Consider the following 17,919-nt stretch of genomic DNA (forward strand, 5'->3'; position numbering starts at 1 on the left):
CCTGTCGGTTCGCTGGCTCCCGGAACTCTCCCAAACCCGTCCGGCGAATGTCACATTGCCCCGATTTATGACAGATCATCAGATGATCATGTCAATTCGGGTACGGCCCTCAGGCGCCCGAACCCACCGCCTCGGCAATGCTCTTGAAGCCCGCCTGCCGCAGCCGCCGGCCCAGCCCCTGGTGCACCCGGCGCATCCAGAACGGGCCCTCGTAGATGAACCCGGTGTACCCCTGGACCAGGTCGGCGCCGGCCACGATCCGCTGCCAGGCGTCCTCGGCGGTCTCGATCCCGCCGACCGAGACCAGCACCAGGCGCCCCTCGGTCCGCTTGCGCAGCCGCTTGAGCACCTCCAGCGAGCGGTCCTTCAGCGGCGCCCCGGAGAGCCCGCCCATGCCGATCTGCTCGATCCGGGCGGCCGGCGCCAGCAGGCCCTCGCGGCCGATCGTGGTGTTGGTGGCGATGATGCCGTCCAGGCCGAGCTCCAGCGCCAGATCGGCGACCGCGTCCACGTCCTCGTCGGCCAGGTCGGGCGCGATCTTCACCAGCAGCGGCACGTGGTGCGCGGTGGCCTGGTCGGCGGCCGCGCGCACGGCGCTCAGCAGCGGGCCCAGGTGCGAGACGGCCTGGAGGTTGCGCAGCCCCGGGGTGTTCGGCGAGGAGACGTTGACCACCAGGTAGTCCGCGTGCTTGGCCAGCCGCTCGGTGCTCTTGACGTAGTCGGCGACCGCGTCGGCCTCCTCCACCACCTTGGTCTTGCCGATGTTCACCCCGACCACCGGCGACATCGAGCCGCGCTGGCGCTGCGCGAGGCGGGCCGCGATCCGGGCCGAGCCCTGGTTGTTGAAGCCCATCCGGTTGATCAGCGCGCGGTCCTCGACCAGCCGGAAGAGCCGCGGCGCCGGGTTGCCGGGCTGCGGCTCACCGGTGACCGTGCCGATCTCCACGTAGTCGAAGCCGAGCATCGCCAGGCCGTCGATCCCGATCGCGTTCTTGTCGAAGCCGGCGCCGAGCCCGAACGGACCCGGCAGGTCCAGGCCGAGCGCGGTGGTGCGCAGCGCCGCGTCGCGCGGCGCGAGCACCAGGGCGACCAGCTGGCGCAGGCCCGGCACCGAGGCGGCCAGCCGGATCCAGAAGAAGGCCAGGTGGTGGGCCTTCTCGGGGTCCATCTTGCGGAAGACCAGGTTGAAAAGCTGCTTGTACACGCGCGCGGCGCCTTCCTCACATGGGTGTGGGAGGCACCCGGACCGGGTGCCTCCCACACAGGATCCTGCTACTTGCGGCTGGAGTTGATCAGCGCCGCGTGCTCCTGCAGCGACATCACCCCGACGTCGCCCCGGGTCATCGCGTCGATGCCCTGCACGGCCGCGCCCATCGCCTGCACGGTGGTCAGGCAGGGCACGCCCCGGGAGACCGCGGCGGTGCGGATCTCGTAGCCGTCCAGGCGGCCGCCGGTGCCGTACGGCGTGTTGATGATCAGGTCGACCTCGCCGTCGTGGATCAGCTGCACGATGGTCCGCTCGCCGTTCGGGCCCTGGCCCTCGCTGTGCTTGCGCACCAGCGTGGACGGGATGCCGCCGCGCTGCAGCACCTCGGCGGTGCCGGCCGTGGCGAGCACCTCGAAGCCCAGCTCGACCAGCGCCCGGGCCGGGAAGACCAGGTTGCGCTTGTCCCGGTTGGCCACCGAGACGAAGACCTTGCCCTTGGTCGGCAGCGCGCCGTAGGCGCCGGCCTGGGCCTTGGCGTAGGAGGTGCCGAAGACCGTGTCGATGCCCATGACCTCACCGGTCGAGCGCATCTCCGGGCCGAGCACGGTGTCCACGCCGCGCCCGTGGATGTCGCGGAAGCGGCTCCACGGCATCACGGCCTCCTTGACCGAGATCGGGCAGTCGGCCGGCAGCGTGCCGCCGTCGCCCTCGGCCGGCAGCATGCCCTCGGCGCGCAGCTCGGCGATGGTGGCGCCGAGCGAGATCCGGGCCGCCGCCTTGGCCAGCGGCACGGCGGTCGCCTTGGAGGTGAACGGGACGGTCCGGGAGGCGCGCGGGTTGGCCTCCAGGACGTAGAGGATGTCCCCGGCCAGCGCGAACTGGATGTTGATCAGACCGCGCACCCCGACGCCGCGGGCGATCGCCTCGGTGGAGGTCCGCAGCCGCTTGATGTCGTAGCCGCCCAGGGTGATCGGCGGCAGCGCGCAGGCCGAGTCGCCCGAGTGGATGCCGGCCTCCTCGATGTGCTCCATCACGCCGCCGAGGTAGAGCTCGGTGCCGTCGTAGAGCGCGTCGACGTCGATCTCCACCGCGTCGTCCAGGAAGCGGTCGATCAGCACCGGGTGCTCGGAGATCAGCCCGGCGTGCCGCTCCAGGTAGGAGGCGAGGCTGGGCTCGTCGTAGACGATCTCCATGCCGCGCCCGCCGAGCACGTAGGACGGGCGGGCCAGCACCGGGTAGCCGATCTCGTCGGCGATCGCCTTGGCCTCCTCGAAGGAGAAGGCGGTGCCGTGCTTGGGGGCCGGCAGGCCGGCGTCCCGCAGCACCCGGCCGAACGCGCCGCGCTCCTCGGCGAGGTCGATCGCCTCGGGCTGGGTGCCGACGATCGGCACGCCGTTGTCCTTGAGCGCCTGCGCCAGGCCGAGCGGGGTCTGGCCGCCGAGCTGCACGATCACGCCGGCCAGCGGCCCCGCCTGCGACTCGGCGTGCACGATCTCCAGCACGTCCTCCAGGGTGAGCGGCTCGAAGTAGAGCCGGTCGGAGGTGTCGTAGTCGGTGGAGACGGTCTCCGGGTTGCAGTTGACCATGACGGTCTCGTAGCCGGCCTCGGCGAGCGCGAAGGAGGCGTGCACGCAGGAGTAGTCGAACTCGATGCCCTGGCCGATCCGGTTCGGACCCGAGCCGAGGATGATCACCGCGGGCTTGGTGCGCGGGGCGACCTCGTTCTCCTCGTCATAGGAGGAGTAGAAGTACGGGGTCCTGGCGGCGAATTCGGCGGCGCAGGTGTCGACCGTCTTGAAGACCGGGCGGATGCCGAGCGCGTGCCGCACCTCGCGGACCACGTCCGGCTTGAGGCCGCGGATCTCGCCGATCTGCTGGTCGGAGAAGCCGTGCCGCTTGGCGTGGCGCAGCAGCTCGGGGTCGAGCTCGGCGGTCTGGGCCAGCTCCGCGGCGATCTCGTTCAGCAGGAAGAGCTGGTCGACGAACCACGGGTCGATCTTGGTGGCCTCGAACACCTCCTCCTGGGTGGCGCCGGCCCGGATCGCCTGCATCACGGTGTTGATCCGACCGTCGGTCGGGACCTGAGCCTTCGTCAGCAGCTCGTCCTTCTCGCCCGGTTCGCCGATCCAGCTGAACTGGGAGCCCTTCTTCTCCAGCGAGCGCAGCGCCTTGTTCAGCGCCTCGGGGAAGTTGCGGCCCATCGCCATGGCCTCGCCGACCGACTTCATGGTGGTGGTCAGCGTGGCGTCGGCCGACGGGAACTTCTCGAAGGCGAACCGCGGGACCTTGACCACCACGTAGTCCAGGGTCGGCTCGAAGGAAGCCGGCGTCTGCTCGGTGATGTCGTTGGGGATCTCGTCCAGGGTGTAGCCGACGGCCAGCTTGGCGGCGATCTTGGCGATCGGGAAGCCGGTGGCCTTGGAGGCGAGCGCCGAGGAGCGGGAGACCCGGGGGTTCATCTCGATCACGATGACCCGGCCGTCCTCCGGGTTGACCGCGAACTGGATGTTGCAGCCACCGGTGTCGACGCCGACCTCGCGGATCACCGCGATGCCGATGTCGCGCAGGATCTGGTACTCGCGGTCGGTCAGCGTCATGGCCGGCGCGACGGTGATCGAGTCGCCGGTGTGCACGCCCATCGGGTCGAAGTTCTCGATCGAGCAGACGACCACGACGTTGTCGTTCTTGTCGCGCATCAGCTCGAGCTCGTACTCCTTCCAGCCGAGGATGGACTCCTCCAGGAGCACCTCGGTGGTCGGCGACAGGGTCAGGCCCTGGCCGGCGATCCGGCGCAGGTCCTCCTCGTCGTGCGCGAAGCCGGAGCCGGCGCCGCCCATGGTGAAGGAGGGGCGGACCACGACCGGGTAGCCGCCGAGCGTCTCGACGCCCGCGATCACGTCGTCCATCGAGTGGCAGATCACCGAGCGGGCCGACTCGCCGTGGCCGATCTTGGCGTTGACGGCCTCGACGACCTCCTTGAACAGCTGGCGGTCCTCGCCCTTGTTGATCGCCTCGACGTTGGCGCCGATCAGCTCCACGCCGTACTTCTCCAGGGTGCCCGCCTGGTGCAGCGAGATCGCGGTGTTCAGCGCGGTCTGGCCGCCCAGGGTGGGCAGGAGCACGTCGGGGCGCTCCTTGGCGATGATCTTCTCGACGAACTCGGGGGTGATCGGCTCGACGTAGGTGGCGTCGGCGATCTCCGGGTCGGTCATGATCGTCGCCGGGTTGGAGTTCACCAGCACGACCCGCAGGCCCTCGGCCCGCAGCACGCGGCAGGCCTGGGTGCCGGAGTAGTCGAACTCGGCCGCCTGGCCGATCACGATCGGGCCGGAACCGATGACCAGAACGGACTTGATGTCAGTGCGCTTGGGCACGGGTCAGCTCCCTGCGGTGGTGCGGGTCATCAGCTCTACGAACCGATCGAACAGGTAGGCGGCGTCGTGCGGACCGGCCGCCGCCTCGGGGTGGTACTGCACGCTGAAGGCGGGCGTGTCCAGGCACTGCAGGCCCTCGACCACGTCGTCGTTCAGGCAGACGTGGGAGACCTCGGCGCGCCCGAACGGGGTCTGGCTCACCTGGTCCAGCGGTGCCTCCACGGCGAAGCCGTGGTTGTGCGCGGTGACCTCGACCTTGCCGGTGGTGCGGTCCTGCACCGGCTGGTTGATGCCGCGGTGGCCGTACTTGAGCTTGTAGGTGCCGAAGCCCAGCGCCCGGCCGAGGATCTGGTTGCCGAAGCAGATCCCGAAGAACGGGGTCTTGCGGCTCAGCACCTCGCGCAGCACCGCCACCTGGTGGTCGGCGGTGGCCGGGTCGCCCGGGCCGTTGGAGAAGAAGACGCCGTCCGGGTCGACCGCGTAGAGGTCCTCGACGGTCGAGTTGGCCGGCAGCACGTGCACCTCGATGCCGCGCTCGGCCATCCGCTGCGGGGTCATCGCCTTGATCCCGAGGTCCAGGGCCGCGACGGTGAAACGCTTCGCACCGATCGCCGGCACCACGTAGGGCTCGGTGGTGGCGACCTCGGCGCACAGGTCGGCGCCCTTCATCTCCGGGGCCTGAAGCACCCGGGCCAGCAGCTCGGCCGGCTCGGCCAACCGCTCGCCGGAGAAGATGCCGACCCGCATCGCCCCGCGCTCGCGCAGGTGGCGGGTGAGCGCGCGGGTGTCGATGCCGCTGATCCCGACCACGCCCTGGGTCGCCAGCTCGGCGTCCAGCGAGCGGCGCGAACGCCAGTTGGAGGGCACCCGGGCGGGGTCGCGGACCACGTAGCCGGCCACCCAGATCTGCTTGGACTCGTCGTCCTCGTCGTTCCAGCCGGTGTTGCCGATCTGCGGAGCCGTCATGACCACCACCTGGCGGTGGTAGGACGGGTCGGTCAGGGTCTCCTGGTAGCCGGACATGCCGGTGTTGAAGACCGCCTCGCCGAAGGTCTCGCCGGTCGCGCCGTAGGCCTGGCCGCGGAAGGTTCGACCGTCCTCCAGGACCAGCACGGCAGGCACACGCTCCCGCCAGGGGCGCGGCGTGGTGGGGGCAGGTGCGGTCATGGTGTTACGCCTTCCGTCTTCGTCGTACGTGTTGCGAGTTGAGCCACGGCCGTGACCCAGGCCGCGTGCTCGTCCGGGCGGTCCAGCCGGAATCCGGAGTCCAGCGCGGTGCCGGCGAGCTGCCAGCCGACCACCAGCAGCCCGGACGGCACGACCTTGCCGGCGATGCCGGAGTCGGTCCGAGCACCCGTCAGGTCCTCGACGGGCAGCCAGAGGTCCTCGGCCCCCGGGCGGCGGGCCAGCAGCCCGCGCTCGGTCAGCGTCAGCTCCGCCAGGCTCCGGCTGCCCAGGCCGTGGGCCACCACCCGGTCGAGCCAGTTCCCGGCGGTCGTGCTGCCGTGGTAGCGGCCGCTGCTCTCCAGGATGGGTGTGCCGATCTCGCTCGGCACGGCGGGCAGCTCCGGAAGATCGGACTGCAGGGTGCGGCGCCAGTTCCAGCCCTGGCGCATCAGCCAGTAGACGACCGCGACCACGATCAGCAGGCCGACCGACCAGCCGATGTAGTCGGGCCAGTTGTGCACCTGCGCCTTGTGCATGACGGCCAGCTCGGTGCCGTTCACGCCAGCTCGCCCGGCTCGACCAGCTCGCCGGCCAGCACGGTGGCCGCCCCGCGCAGGAACGTGGCGTGCACCCGACCGGGCAGGTCCAGCCCGCGGTAGGGAGTGTTGCGACTGCGGGTGGCGAAGCTGTCCGGATTCACGGTGCCACGGTACGCGGGATCGAAGAGCACCAGGTTGGCCGGCTCACCGACCGAGACGGGGCGTCCGTGCCCGCTGAGCCGGCCGATCCGCGCGGGGCGGTGCGACATCCGGTCCGCCACGCCCTCCCAGTTCAGCAGGCCGGTCTCGACCATCGCCTGCTGGACCACCGAGAGCGCGGTCTCCAGGCCGACCATGCCCATCGCGGCGGCCGCCCACTCGCAGTCCTTGTCCTCCGCCGGGTGCGGGGCGTGGTCGGTGGCCACCGCGTCGATGGTGCCGTCGGCCAGCGCCTCGCGCAGCGCGTGCACGTCCTCGGCGGTGCGCAGCGGCGGGTTCACCTTGTAGACCGGGTCGTAGCTGCGGACCAGCTCGTCGGTGAGCAGCAGGTGGTGCGGGGTCACCTCGGCGGTGACGTCCCAGCCCTTGGCCTTGGCCCAGCGGATCAGCTCCACCGAGCCGGCCGTGGAGACGTGGCAGACGTGCAGCCGGGAGCCGACGTGCGCGGCGAGCAGCACGTCACGGGCGATGATCGCCTCCTCGGCGACGGCCGGCCAGCCGCCGAGACCGAGCTCGCCGGAGACCTGGCCCTCGTTCATCTGGGCGCCCTCGGTGAGCCGGGGCTCCTGCGCGTGCTGGGCGACGACGCCGTCGAAGGCCTTCACGTACTCCAGCGCGCGGCGCATGATCACCGCGTCGTCCACGCACTTGCCATCGTCGGAGAAGACCCGCACTCCGGCGGCGGAGTCGTGCATGGCGCCCAGCTCGGCGAGCTTCTTGCCCTCCAGGCCCACCGTGACGGCGCCGACCGGCTGCACGTCGCAGTAGCCGGAGGCCTGGCCGAGCCGCCAGACCTGCTCGACCACGCCCGCGGTGTCGGCGACCGGGAAGGTGTTGGCCATCGCGTGCACGGCGGTGTAGCCGCCCTTGGCGGCGGCCTGGGTGCCGGTCAGCACCGTCTCGGCGTCCTCCCGGCCCGGCTCGCGCAGGTGGGTGTGCAGGTCGACCAGGCCGGGCAGCGCGATCAGGCCGTGCGCGTCGATGTCGACGTCGGCCTCGATCGCCAGGCCGGTGCCGATCTCGCGGATCACGCCGTCGGCGATGTGGATGTCCTGCGCGGGGCCGCCGAGGAGCTGGGCGTTGCGGATCAGGTAGCTGGTCACTGGGCGGCCTCGTTCATCTCGGTACGTGTTTCGGTGCGGGCTGCCTCGGCGGGGCTGTCGGTGAAGACGGCGCCGCCGAGCAGGAGGTACAGCACGGCCATCCGGATCGACACGCCGTTGGCGACCTGCTCGACCACGGTGCAGCGCGGCGAGTCGGCCACCTCTGCGGTGATCTCCATGCCGCGCACCATCGGACCCGGGTGCATCACGATGGCGTGCTCGGGCAGTTTGGCCAGGCGGCCCGCGTGCAGGCCGTAGCGGCGCGAGTACTCGCGCTCGGTGGGGAAGAACGCGGCGTTCATCCGCTCGCGCTGGACCCGCAGCATCATCAGCGCGTCGGTCTTGGCGAGCGCGGCGTCCAGGTCGTAGGAGACCTCGCAGGGCCAGTTCTTGATGCCGATCGGCAGCAGCGTGGGCGGGGCCACGAAGGTCACGTGGGCGCCCAGGGTCTGCAGCAGCAGCACGTTGGAGCGGGCCACCCGGCTGTGCAGCACGTCGCCGACGATGGTGATCCGGCGCCCGGCGAGATCGTTGCCCAGCCCCGGGTTGAGGTGCCGGCGCATGGTGAAGGCGTCCAGCAGGGCCTGGGTCGGGTGCTCGTGGGTGCCGTCGCCGGCGTTGATCACGCTGCCGTGCAGCCAGTCGGACTGGGCCAGCCGGGCCGGGGCGCCGGAGGCGTGGTGCCGGATCACGACCGCGTCGGCGCCCATCGCCTGCAGGGTCAGCGCGGTGTCCTTGAGGCTCTCGCCCTTGGCCACCGAGGAGCCCTTGGCGGCGAAGTTGATCACGTCGGCGCTCAGGCGCTTCTCGGCGACCTCGAAGGAGGTCTTGGTGCGGGTGGAGTCCTCGAAGAAGAGGTTCACGACGGTGCGGCCGCGCAGCGTGGGGAGCTTCTTGACGGCCCGTCCGGAGAGCTGGGCCAGCTCCTCGGCGGTATCCAGGATCAGCAGCGCGTCGTCGCGGCTGAGGTCGGCGGCGGAGACGAGGTGGCGCATCACGGTGCTTCTACTCCGGGAGGGTGGGGGCGGCCAGAGCCTGCGAGCTGCGGGCGGCGTAGTCGCGGTCGCCGACCAGCACGGCGTCCATGCCGTCGGCGTCGGAGAGCCGGACCTGCACGGCCTCGCGCAGCGAGGTGGGCAGGTTCTTGCCCACGTAGTCGGCGCGGATCGGCAGCTCGCGGTGGCCCCGGTCGACCAGGACGGCGAGTTGCACCGCGCGGGGCCGGCCGATGTCGCCGAGCGCGTCGAGTGCGGCGCGGATGGTGCGGCCGGAGAAGAGCACGTCGTCGATCAGGATCACCAGCTTGCCGTCGATCCCGCCGGCCGGGATCTCGGTGTGCTCCAGGGCGCGGGCGGGCTTGAGCCGCAGGTCGTCCCGGTACATGGTGATGTCGAGCGTGCCGAGCGGGATCTCGCGGCCGGTGATCTGCGTCAGCCTGGCGTGCAGCCGGCGGGCGAGGTGGACACCGCGGGTGTGGATGCCGAGCAGCACCACATCGTCGGCGCCCTTGGCGCGTTCGACGATCTCGTGCGCGATCCGGGTGATCACCCGGGCGATGTCCGCGCCGTCCAGCACCTGGTGGGGCGGACGGGGAGCGTCAGTCTGTGTGGTCATGCCGAAGCGGACCTCCTTCCCCGCCTCACTGGACGGGCCTTAAAGGATGTCTGAAAGTGTTGGCCGCCCGAACGTGGCGCGAGCCGCGTCCATGCTACCAGGGCGATCATGGGCCGCCCGACACCCTTTGTGTCGTGTTCACGTACAGGTAGCAGACCATTCGCACGGCTGCCCCATTCGGCTTGACGGAGCTACCTTACTCTACGTAACCTCACAGTGAGTTACGGAATAGACGTCGAACCCACCGGTAGGACGCCTTGGGAAGCCGGGCCATCCCTCGCTCCCCCCGTGACCGACATGATCAAGAATTTCTCGTCCGGGGAGAACAATGTCCAGCGACTACGCGAAGCAGCTCGGAGGCAAACTCCGAGCTATCCGCACTCAGCAGGGTCTCTCCCTGCACGGCGTCGAGGAGAAGTCCCAGGGGCGCTGGAAGGCGGTCGTCGTCGGCTCCTACGAGCGTGGCGACCGTGCTGTGACGGTGCAGCGGCTGGCCGAACTGGCCGAGTTCTACGGCGTCCCGGTTCAGGAGCTGCTGCCCGGCGGCACCCCTGGCGGCGCGGCCGAGCCGCCGCCGCGCCTGGTGCTGGACCTGGAGAGACTGACCCAGGTCCCCTCCGAGAAGGCCGGCCCGCTGCAGCGCTACGCCGCGACCATCCAGTCGCAGCGCGGTGACTACAACGGCAAGGTGCTCTCGATCCGCCAGGACGACCTGCGCACGCTGGCCGTGATCTACGACCAGTCGCCGTCCATCCTCACCGAGCAGCTGATCAGCTGGGGCGTGCTGAACTCTGACGCCCGCCGCGCGGTGCGCGAGGAGGACGCGAGCTGACCCGCTCGCCCCTTCGGCAACTGAAGAAACGTCACGGCGCGGTCCCGGGGGACCGCGCCGTCGGCGTCTGCGCACTCCCGGCGTGCGCCCGGGCGTGCGCGGCGTCAGGCCTGTGCGCGGGGCGCGCGGGCCAGCTGGCGCGACTGGGCAACCAGGCGGCCGGTCGAGTCCCAGATCTCGCAGTCCTCCTCGAAGTGGCCGCCGGCCAGGTTCCGGGTGGCGTGGCTGACCCGCAGCCAGCCCGGGGCCGGCCGGGCGCGCAGGTGCACGGTCAGCTCGATGGTCGGGGCCCAGCCGGGCATCCCGAGGTCGAAGGTGACCGGCGGCAGCGCGTCGGCGACCAGCAGCAGCGAGAGCGGGTCCGGCTCGCGCCCGTCGGCCAGCTTGAACCAGCCCTGGATCCGGCCCAGCTGAGCCGGCTGCCCGACCGCCCAGCCGACCGTGCCGGGGTCCAGCCGCAGGTCGAAGCGCTCCAGCAGGGCGGCCTGGTCGAGCAGCCCGGGCGGGGCGTGCTCGATGCCGATGCACCGCTCGACCGGCGGCAGCTCGGGCGCGACGGCCGAGGTGCGCACCTCGCCGTCCAGCGCGGCCAGATCGCCGTAAGCGGCCAGCACTCTCAGCCGCTCGACCTCGGTGCCGTCCGCGTCCCGCTGGTGGAGCGAGGCGGTCGCGTTGGAGAGCGTGCGGCCCCGCCGGACGGTCTCGGTGCGCACCGAGAGCGGGCCGGGGACCGAGGCGGAGAGGTAGTAGCAGCTGATCGAGAGCGGATCGGGGTGCCCGGGCAGTTCCCGGCGCAGCGCGTTGGCGGCCACGGCCAGCAGTAGTCCGCCGTTGATCCCGCCGCCGATCTGCCAGCCGGCGCCCAGCTCACCGAGGTGGTGCCCGGCGCGGTCGGGGTCCGGTTCGAGGGCGACGGCCCGGTCGAACTCGCTGTCGAGCACGGTCGCGGTGGTCGCAGTGGTCACTCTGGTCATGGGAGCGGCGCCCTTCGGGTTAGCTACTGATCAGTAACAAGATATGCGTAATGGCCGCCGGACCGGAAGGTCCGACGGCCATCGAAGGGCATGAGCGCGCTGTTCAGAGATCCCGGCGGATCGACGGCTTGAGCTCCATGAAGCGGGCCAGCAGCCCGTTCACGAAGGCCGGCGAGTCGTCCGTGGAGAACTCCTTGGCGATCTCCACCGCCTCGTCCAGGACGACCGCGTCCGGGACGCCGTCCTCCCAGATCAGCTCGTAGGCGCCGAGCCGCAGGACGTTGCGGTCCGCGGCCGGCATCCGGTCGAGCGTCCAGCCGACCGCGTAGGTCGAGATCAGCTCGTCGATCCGGCGGGCGTGCTTCACGTAGCCCTCGACCAGCTGCATGGTGTACTCGCCGACCTGCGGCACACCCTCGTCCGGCTTGGGCTCCCGGGCCCGGGCGACCCAGCCGGCGAGTACCGACAGCGGGTCGACGCCCCGGCCGTCGGCCTCGAAGAGGATCTGGAAGGCGTGCGTGCGCGCCTTGGTGCGTGCGGACGCCACGGTTACTTGTTCACCCGGCCGAGGTAGCTGCCATCACGGGTGTCGACCTTGATCTTCTCGCCCTGGTTGATGAAGAGCGGGACCTGGATCTCGGCACCGGTCTCCAGGCGGGCGGGCTTGCTGCCGCCGGTGGAGCGGTCGCCCTGCAGGCCGGGCTCGGTGAACTCGATGACCAGCTCGACGGCGGCCGGCAGCTCGATGTAGAGCGGAGCGCCCTCGTGCACGGCGACCAGGGCCTCGAAGCCCTCCAGCAGGTACTTGGCGGCGTCGCCGACGACCTCGGGGCCGATCATCAGCTGGTCGTAGGTGTCCATGTCCATGAACACGAACTGCTCGCCGTCCTTGTACGAGAACTGCATGCCGCGCTTGTCGACATTGGCGGTCTCGACCTTGGTGCCCGCGTTGAACGTCTTGTCGACAACCTTGCCGCTCAGCACGTGCTTGAGCTTGGTGCGCACGAAGGCGGGGCCCTTGCCCGGCTTGACGTGCTGGAACTCGACGACGGACCAGAGCTGGTCGTTGTCGAGCTTGAGGACCATGCCGTTCTTGAGATCGTTCGTGGAAGCCACGGGCGCACTTACTCCTGGATATAGCTGTCAAGGAACCAAGGGTGCGCGCCTGCCCCCACCGGGACCGGTGGTCACAGGGCGAGGAGCTCCTTGGTGGTGATGGTGAGCAGCTCGGGACCGCCCTCTTCGAGGGGGCGCACCACGAGCGTGTCCTCGATCCGGACCCCGCCACGGCCCGGGAGGTGTACCCCTGGGCCGACGGTGACCGGCACGCGATTGTCCAGTTTACCCATCTCGGCGGGTCCCAGCTGCGGCGCCTCCCGCACCTCCAGGCCCACACCGTGCCCGAACGGTCTGGGCAGGTCTTCCTGATGGCCACCGGCCAGCAGCACCTCGCGGGCCGCCCGGTCCGGCGCGCTGCCCGGCACGCCCGGGAGCAGCGCCTCGCGGCCGGCCCGCTGGGCCTCGAAGACCAACCGGTGCAGCTCGACCTGCCAGGCCGCCGGAGCGGCGCCGATCACGAAGGTGCGGGTGGTGCAGACCGAGTAGCCGCGGTACTGGGCGCCGAGCGAGACGGTCAGGAAGTCGCCCTCCTCAACCCGGCGGTCGGTCGGCTGGTGGGCGCCGCGGCCCGAGTGGCTGCCGGTGCCGACCGAGACCGGGTAGCCCGCCCGGTCCGCGCCGTGGTCGATCATCCGGCGCTCCAGCTCCATCGCCAGGTGCCGCTCGGTGCGGCCGACCAGGATCGACTCCAGCAGCTCGCCGAGCGCCTGGTCGCCGATCTCGGCGGCGATCCGCAGCTCGGCGATCTCCCGCTCGTCCTTGACCACCCGCAGCCGCTCCACCGCGCGCTGCAGGTCGGCCAGCCGGGCGCCGCCGACCCGCTCGGCGATCGCCCGGTGCCGGCTGACCGTCAGGTCGTGCTCCTCCACCGCGAGGTCCGCCACTCCGAGGCGGGCGGCGGCCTCGGCGGCGGCCTCTGCGGTGTCCTGGTCCGGCCCGGCCACCAGGTGCGGCAGCTCGGCGGCGTAGGGGTGCTCGCCGGTGTCGTCGGGCGGCAGCTCGGCGGGCAGCACCAGCAGTGCGCGCTCGCGGGTGAGCAGCAGGGTCGCGCCGCACGGGGCACAGCCGGTGAGGTAGCGGACGTTGGCGGCCTTGGTGATCAGCGCCGCGTCCGCGCCGCCCGCGCTGCAGTACTGGCTCAGCCGTTCCCGGCGGGCCGCGTGCGCATCAGACATGTCAGGAAGCCTAGGCAGCCGGGGCCCCGGGCGCCCGTTCTGCTGGGCCGGGCGGCGTGGCGGTGGCTTGGCGCACCGCTGCGGCGCGGTGGGCCGCGAGCCGGGCGCGGCGGTGGTCAGATGGGCGGGTGGAGTGGTTCACGGCGCCCGGGTACGCGCTCAGCCGGCTGGTGCTGCTGCGGCTGCTGGCCGTTGTCTACCTGGTCGGCTTCCTGGCGGCGGCCCGGCAGTTCCGGGCGTTGATCGGCTCGCGGGGCATGCTGCCGGTGCCGCGCCATCTGCGCCACCGCACCTTCTGGGAGGCGCCGAGCCTCTTCCAGTTCGGCTACTCGGACCGCGGCTTCGCTGTCGTCGCCTGGGGCGGGGCTTCGCTCGCGGCCGCCGTGGCGGCGGGGCTGGCGGACCTGGTGCCGCTCTGGGCCTCGATGCTGCTCTGGGCGCTGCTCTGGCTGCTCTACCTGTCGATCGTCAACGTCGGGCAGACCTGGTACTCCTTCGGCTGGGAGTCGCTGCTGCTGGAGGCCGGGTTCCTGGCCGTGTTCCTGGGCAACGCGAAGGTCGCTCCCCCGGTCCTGGTGCTCTTCCTGTTCCGCTGGCTGCTCTTCCGGGTCGAGTTCGGGGCCGGGCTGATCAAGCTGCGCGGCGACCGCTGCTGGCGGGACCTGACCTGCCTGCGGTACCACCACGAGACCCAGCCCATGCCCGGGCCGCTGAGCTGGTACTTCCACCACCTGCCGATGCCGCTGCACCGGGTCGAGGCGGCTGCCAACCACCTCGCCCAGCTGGGCCTGCCGGTGCTCCTCTTCACCCCGCAGCCGATCGCCTCCTGGGCGGCGGGCGCGATGGTGGTCACCCAGCTCTGGCTGGTCGCCTCCGGCAACTTCGCCTGGCTCAACTGGCTGACCATCACGCTGGCCTTCGGCGCGCTGCGGCTGCCCGGTGCCGGACACCTGGCCACCGCGCGGGCGCCGCTCTGGTACGAGGTGCTGGTGCTGGGCGCGACCGCGCTGGTGCTCTGGCTGAGCTACCGGCCGGCCCGCAACCTGCTGTCGCGCGGTCAGCTGATGAACTACTCGTTCAACCAGCTGCACCTGGTGAACACCTACGGCGCGTTCGGCAGCATCAACCGGATCCGCTTCGAGGTGGTCGTCGAGGGCACCGACGAGGAGCGGCTGACGCCGACCACGGTGTGGCGGGAGTACGAGTTCCGCGGCAAGCCCGGGGACGTGCGGCGGCGGCCGCGCCAGTTCGCGCCCTACCACCTGCGGCTGGACTGGCTGATGTGGTTCGCCGGGATCTCCCCGGCGTACGCGCGCCCGTGGCTGCGGCCGTTCGCCGAGCGGCTGCTGGCGGGTGACCGGGCGACGCTGCGGCTGCTGCGGCACAACCCGTTCCCGCACGCGCCACCCGCCCAGGTGCGAGCGGTGCTCTACCGCTACCGGTTCACCACCTGGCCGGAGCGGCGGGCCACCGGGGCCTGGTGGCACCGCACCCGGCTGCGGGTCTACCTGGCACCGGTGAAGCGGCTGTGACCCGGGCGATCGAGGGCCGCGCCTGACCGGTCTGTCGAACTTAAATATCTTGACATCAAGATATGTGTCGGCCAAGCTGCTGCGTGCTCGCCTCGGGGGTGACCGGGCGCGGATCGGAGCGGGGGCTTGGCCATGCGGCGGGGTGAGAACGGACTGGTGGCGCAGCTGCGCCGGCCGCCGGGTGGGCGGGACGCCCGGATCATGCTGCTCGCGCAGTTCCTGGACCGGACCGGGACCGGGGTGTGGGGCGCGGCCTCGGTGCTGTACTTCACCTTCGTCTGCCGGCTGACCGCCCAGCAGGTGGGGGTGCTGCTCGGCGCCGCCGCGGTGGCGGGCATCGCCGGGTCGCCACTGGCGGGCCGGCTGGCCGAGCGGCTGCCGGTGCGCGGCCTGCTGATCGCCTGTCACCTGGTGCGGCTGGGGGCCATGGGCCTGCTGCTGGCGTGCACCGGCTTCGACGCGCTGCTGCCCGTGGTCGCCGTCACCTGCCTGGGCGAGCGGGCGGCCAAGACGCTGGAGATGCTCTTCGCCACCCGGGTGGGGGGCGAACGGCGGGCCACCTACCAGGCGCTGTCCCGCAGCGCGGGGAACGCCGGCATCGCGCTGGGCGCGGGGATCGCGGCGATCGGTCTGGCCGTGGGCAGCCGGGACGCCTATCGGGCGCTGATCCTGGCCGACGCACTGTCGTACGCGGTCGCCGCGGCGCTGGTCCGGCTCACCCGGGAGCCGAGCGCCGGCGAGCGCGCGGTGGCCCCACCCGGTGCCGAGGTGCCGGCGGAGCCGCCCGGGCCCGCGCCGAGCCCCTGGCGCGACCGCGGCTACCTGCTCTTCGTGCTGCTCGACATCCCGATGAGCCTGGACGACTCGCTGCTCAACGTGGGCCTGCCGCTCTGGCTGGTGAACCACACCTCGGCGCCGCACGCCTTCGTCCCGCTCTGCCTGGTGCTCAACACCGTCCTGGTGGTGGTCCTGCAGCTGCGGGTGTCGGCCCGGGCCGAGGGCGCCCAGCGGGCGGCCCGGGCGGTGACGCTGCTGGGTCTGCTGATGCTCACCTGCTGCGTGGTCCTGGCGGCCGGCACCGGGAGCGGGGCCTGGACCGGTTCGGTGGCACTGCTGGCCGCGGCGACGCTGGTCACCATGGCCGAGCTGATGCGCTCGGTCAGCTCCTGGGAGCTGGCCGTGTCGCTGGCGCCCGCCCGGGCCCGGGCCTCCTACCTGGGGGTGGCGGGCATGGCGCAGTCCATCCAGAAGTCGGTCGGGCCGCCGCTGCTGACCGGCGTGGTGCTGGCGGCCGGACCGGTCGGCTGGCTGGCCCTCGGCACGGCGGTCGCCGGACTCTCCCTGGTGCAGCGGCGGGCCTGCCTGCGGCGGCTGGCGGCGCTGGGCGGCAAGGCGGCCGTGCCGGTCACGGCGCCTGCCTGACGATCCGTCAGGAACGCTGGCAGCGCGGGCACCAGAAGAGGTTGCGGGCCGCGTGCTCCTCGGTGCGCACCTCGCTGCCGCAGACCAGGCAGGGCTGCCCGGCCCGGCGGTAGACGTAGACCTCGCCGCCGTGGTCGTCCACCCGGGGCGGGCGGCCCATCGCCTCGGGCGTGTGCTCGGGGCGGACGGTGTCGATCCGGCCGATCTCGGCGCCGGCCCGCATCAGCTCCACCAGGTCGTGCCAGATCAGCCGCCACTGGGCCGAGGTGAGGTCGCGCCCTGCCCGGTGCGGATCGATACCGTGCCGGAAGAGCACCTCCGCGCGGTAGACGTTGCCCACCCCGGCCAGCACCTTCTGGTCCATCAGCAGCGCGGCTATGGTGCTGCGACTGCGCGCGATCCGCTGCCAGGCCCGGTCCGGGTCGGCGTCGGCGCGCAGCGGGTCGGGGCCCAGCCGCGCGTGCACGGCGTCCTTCTCGGCGGGCGTGAGCAGTTCGCAGGTGGTCGGGCCGCGCAGGTCGGCGTAGTGCGCCTCGTTCGCCAGCCGCAGCCGGATCAGGCCGACCGGGGCGGGAGCCGGGGCCGGGCCGAAGGTGAACACGCCGTAGAGGCCGAGGTGGATGTGCAGCCAGGCCTCGTCGAACTCCAGGAAGAGGTGCTTGCCGTCGGCCTCGGCGCCGCGCAACAACTGCCCGTCGACCAGCCCGGCGCCGTCGGCGAACCGGCCCTGCGGGCTGGCGACGGCGACCGGGCGGCCGCCGAAGGCAGCCCGGTGCTGGGCGGCGAGCCGGTGCAGGATGTGGCCTTCGGGCATGCGGGGGCTCTCAGTTCTCAAGGGCTGTGCGTTCTCAGGGGCCGGACACCTCAGCGGACGGGCTGGCCGGCCAGCCGGGCGGCGATCACCCGGTCCAGCGTCTCGGCGGTGGCGGTGACGTCGAGTTGGGAGTTGTCGATGATCGGCAGCCCGGAGTTGTACCAGCCCGCCATCCGGCCGTGGATCAGTGCCACCTCCTCGTCGCTGAGCCGCCGTCGGCCGCTGCGCCGGGCGTTGCGGGCCAGCACGGTGTCCAGGCCGGGCAGCAGCACCACGGGGATCATCCCGGGGCCGATGTGCCGCTTCCAGCCGCCCAGGCCGATCGCCGGACGGTCGGGGAAGACCGCGTCGTCGATGATGCAGGAGATCCCGTTGGCCAGGTAGTTGCGGCAGGCGAAGCCGCAGGTGCGGCGGGCCAGCCGGTACTGGGCCTCGGAGTCGTTGTTCCAGCCGGACTGCGGGCTGGCGAAGCCGGACTGCACCCACTCGCGCACGTCGTCCAGGCTGATGTGCGCGGTGGGGGTGGGGCGGCGCTCGGCCCAGTGCCGGGCGACCGTGGTCTTCCCGGCTCCGGCCGGTCCGATCAGCAGCACCGCGAGCGGACCGGTCTGCTGCTGGGCGGCGACGGTCGGCCGCTGGACCGGGGCGCCGGTGGGCATCACGAAGTGCCCGGTCGCGCTGGGCGGGACCGCCGCGCTCGGGGCGCCGACCGGCGCCCTGAGCGGGACCGTGCCGGGCGGCGGTGGCTGACTTGCCGTCAGGGGGTGGGCGGGAGCCGGCGCCGCGCCCGGCACCGGTGGCGGCACTGCCGGGCGCGGGGGCATCCCC

At 72.0% G+C, this 17,919-nt stretch carries 16 protein-coding genes; 3 read left to right on the plus strand and 13 right to left on the minus strand.

Annotation, left to right across the window (positions count from 1 at the left end):
• Positions 1-109: 109 nt before the first annotated feature.
• From ABH937_RS28445 to pyrR, 7 genes are all read right to left on the minus strand, one after another.
• A complete protein-coding gene (locus ABH937_RS28445) occupies positions 110-1,204 on the minus strand; it encodes a quinone-dependent dihydroorotate dehydrogenase (protein WP_280694583.1) in 1,095 nt (364 codons plus the stop codon).
• A gap of 68 nt (positions 1,205-1,272) precedes the next feature.
• Complete coding sequence (gene carB / locus ABH937_RS28450) at positions 1,273-4,581, minus strand: carbamoyl-phosphate synthase large subunit (RefSeq protein ID WP_280694582.1); 3,309 nt, start codon at positions 4,579-4,581, stop codon at positions 1,273-1,275.
• A gap of 3 nt (positions 4,582-4,584) precedes the next feature.
• A complete protein-coding gene (gene carA, locus ABH937_RS28455; RefSeq protein ID WP_280694581.1) occupies positions 4,585-5,748 on the minus strand; it encodes a glutamine-hydrolyzing carbamoyl-phosphate synthase small subunit in 1,164 nt (387 codons plus the stop codon).
• Positions 5,745-6,284, minus strand: coding sequence for a hypothetical protein (locus tag ABH937_RS28460; RefSeq protein ID WP_280694611.1), 540 nt, complete (start codon positions 6,282-6,284; stop codon positions 5,745-5,747). The genes carA and ABH937_RS28460 overlap by 4 nt, the downstream gene beginning before the upstream one ends.
• A 20-nt stretch (positions 6,285-6,304) precedes the next feature.
• Complete coding sequence (locus ABH937_RS28465; RefSeq protein ID WP_280694580.1) at positions 6,305-7,609, minus strand: dihydroorotase; 1,305 nt, start codon at positions 7,607-7,609, stop codon at positions 6,305-6,307.
• Positions 7,606-8,607 carry an aspartate carbamoyltransferase catalytic subunit gene (locus ABH937_RS28470; protein WP_370219963.1) on the minus strand — a complete coding sequence of 334 codons (1,002 nt, stop codon included), beginning with the start codon at positions 8,605-8,607 and terminating at the stop codon, positions 7,606-7,608. Before ABH937_RS28470 ends, ABH937_RS28465 begins: the two co-directional genes overlap by 4 nt.
• A 7-nt stretch (positions 8,608-8,614) precedes the next feature.
• Positions 8,615-9,223 (minus strand): bifunctional pyr operon transcriptional regulator/uracil phosphoribosyltransferase PyrR, encoded by a 609-nt coding sequence (pyrR, locus tag ABH937_RS28475; protein WP_280694578.1) that lies wholly within the window; start codon positions 9,221-9,223, stop codon positions 8,615-8,617.
• 328 nt (positions 9,224-9,551) lie between these two features.
• Between pyrR and ABH937_RS28480 the strand changes: the two genes are divergently transcribed.
• Entirely contained in the window at positions 9,552-10,055 is a 504-nt protein-coding gene (locus ABH937_RS28480) for a transcriptional regulator (RefSeq protein WP_035840801.1), read from the plus strand.
• Between the two features lie 104 nt (positions 10,056-10,159).
• Here ABH937_RS28480 and ABH937_RS28485 read toward each other — a convergent pair whose 3' ends face one another.
• The 4 genes from ABH937_RS28485 to ABH937_RS28500 form a co-directional block, all read right to left on the minus strand.
• Entirely contained in the window at positions 10,160-11,029 is an 870-nt protein-coding gene (locus ABH937_RS28485; RefSeq protein ID WP_370219964.1) for a thioesterase family protein, read from the minus strand.
• Positions 11,030-11,132: 103 nt separating this feature from the next.
• A complete protein-coding gene (nusB, locus tag ABH937_RS28490) occupies positions 11,133-11,576 on the minus strand; it encodes a transcription antitermination factor NusB (RefSeq protein ID WP_280694576.1) in 444 nt (147 codons plus the stop codon).
• A 2-nt stretch (positions 11,577-11,578) separates the two neighbouring features.
• Positions 11,579-12,145, minus strand: a complete 567-nt coding sequence (gene efp / locus ABH937_RS28495) for an elongation factor P (protein WP_280694575.1) — start codon at positions 12,143-12,145, stop codon at positions 11,579-11,581.
• Between the two features lie 71 nt (positions 12,146-12,216).
• Positions 12,217-13,323, minus strand: coding sequence for an aminopeptidase P family protein (locus ABH937_RS28500; protein WP_280694574.1), 1,107 nt, complete (start codon positions 13,321-13,323; stop codon positions 12,217-12,219).
• Between the two features lie 128 nt (positions 13,324-13,451).
• Here ABH937_RS28500 and ABH937_RS28505 point away from each other — a divergent pair, with 128 nt between their 5' ends.
• A complete protein-coding gene (locus tag ABH937_RS28505; protein WP_280694573.1) occupies positions 13,452-14,855 on the plus strand; it encodes a lipase maturation factor family protein in 1,404 nt (467 codons plus the stop codon).
• Positions 14,856-14,987: 132 nt separating this feature from the next.
• The gene (locus ABH937_RS28510) at positions 14,988-16,277 is read left to right on the plus strand and encodes an MFS transporter (RefSeq protein WP_370219965.1); all 1,290 of its coding nucleotides are present in this window, start codon (positions 14,988-14,990) and stop codon (positions 16,275-16,277) included.
• A gap of 7 nt (positions 16,278-16,284) precedes the next feature.
• On the opposite strand, the gene ABH937_RS28515 is transcribed toward ABH937_RS28510, so the two are convergent.
• Together ABH937_RS28515 and ABH937_RS28520 are read right to left on the minus strand one after the other, a co-directional pair.
• Entirely contained in the window at positions 16,285-17,091 is an 807-nt protein-coding gene (locus ABH937_RS28515) for an Fpg/Nei family DNA glycosylase (RefSeq protein ID WP_370219966.1), read from the minus strand.
• Between the two features lie 50 nt (positions 17,092-17,141).
• Complete coding sequence (locus ABH937_RS28520; RefSeq protein ID WP_280694609.1) at positions 17,142-17,915, minus strand: AAA family ATPase; 774 nt, start codon at positions 17,913-17,915, stop codon at positions 17,142-17,144.
• Between the last annotated feature and the right edge of the window lie 4 nt (positions 17,916-17,919).

It is taken from the genome of Kitasatospora sp. GAS1066B (assembly GCF_041262605.1).
Taxonomy (GTDB): domain Bacteria; phylum Actinomycetota; class Actinomycetes; order Streptomycetales; family Streptomycetaceae; genus Kitasatospora.

What these genes read in the sequence shown, in the direction of transcription:
- ABH937_RS28510 (WP_370219965.1), top strand. Translation starts at nt 14,988, where the DNA reads ATGCGGCGGGGTGAGAACGGACTGGTGGCGCAGCTGCGCCGGCCGCCG.
- ABH937_RS28515 (WP_370219966.1), bottom strand. Translation starts at nt 17,091, where the DNA reads ATGCCCGAAGGCCACATCCTGCACCGGCTCGCCGCCCAGCACCGGGCT.
- ABH937_RS28500 (WP_280694574.1), bottom strand. Translation starts at nt 13,323, where the DNA reads ATGTCTGATGCGCACGCGGCCCGCCGGGAACGGCTGAGCCAGTACTGC.
- ABH937_RS28460 (WP_280694611.1), bottom strand. Translation starts at nt 6,284, where the DNA reads ATGCACAAGGCGCAGGTGCACAACTGGCCCGACTACATCGGCTGGTCG.
- carA (WP_280694581.1), bottom strand. Translation starts at nt 5,748, where the DNA reads ATGACCGCACCTGCCCCCACCACGCCGCGCCCCTGGCGGGAGCGTGTG.
- pyrR (WP_280694578.1), bottom strand. Translation starts at nt 9,223, where the DNA reads ATGACCACACAGACTGACGCTCCCCGTCCGCCCCACCAGGTGCTGGAC.
- ABH937_RS28520 (WP_280694609.1), bottom strand. Translation starts at nt 17,915, where the DNA reads ATGCCCCCGCGCCCGGCAGTGCCGCCACCGGTGCCGGGCGCGGCGCCG.
- ABH937_RS28485 (WP_370219964.1), bottom strand. Translation starts at nt 11,029, where the DNA reads ATGACCAGAGTGACCACTGCGACCACCGCGACCGTGCTCGACAGCGAG.
- ABH937_RS28480 (WP_035840801.1), top strand. Translation starts at nt 9,552, where the DNA reads ATGTCCAGCGACTACGCGAAGCAGCTCGGAGGCAAACTCCGAGCTATC.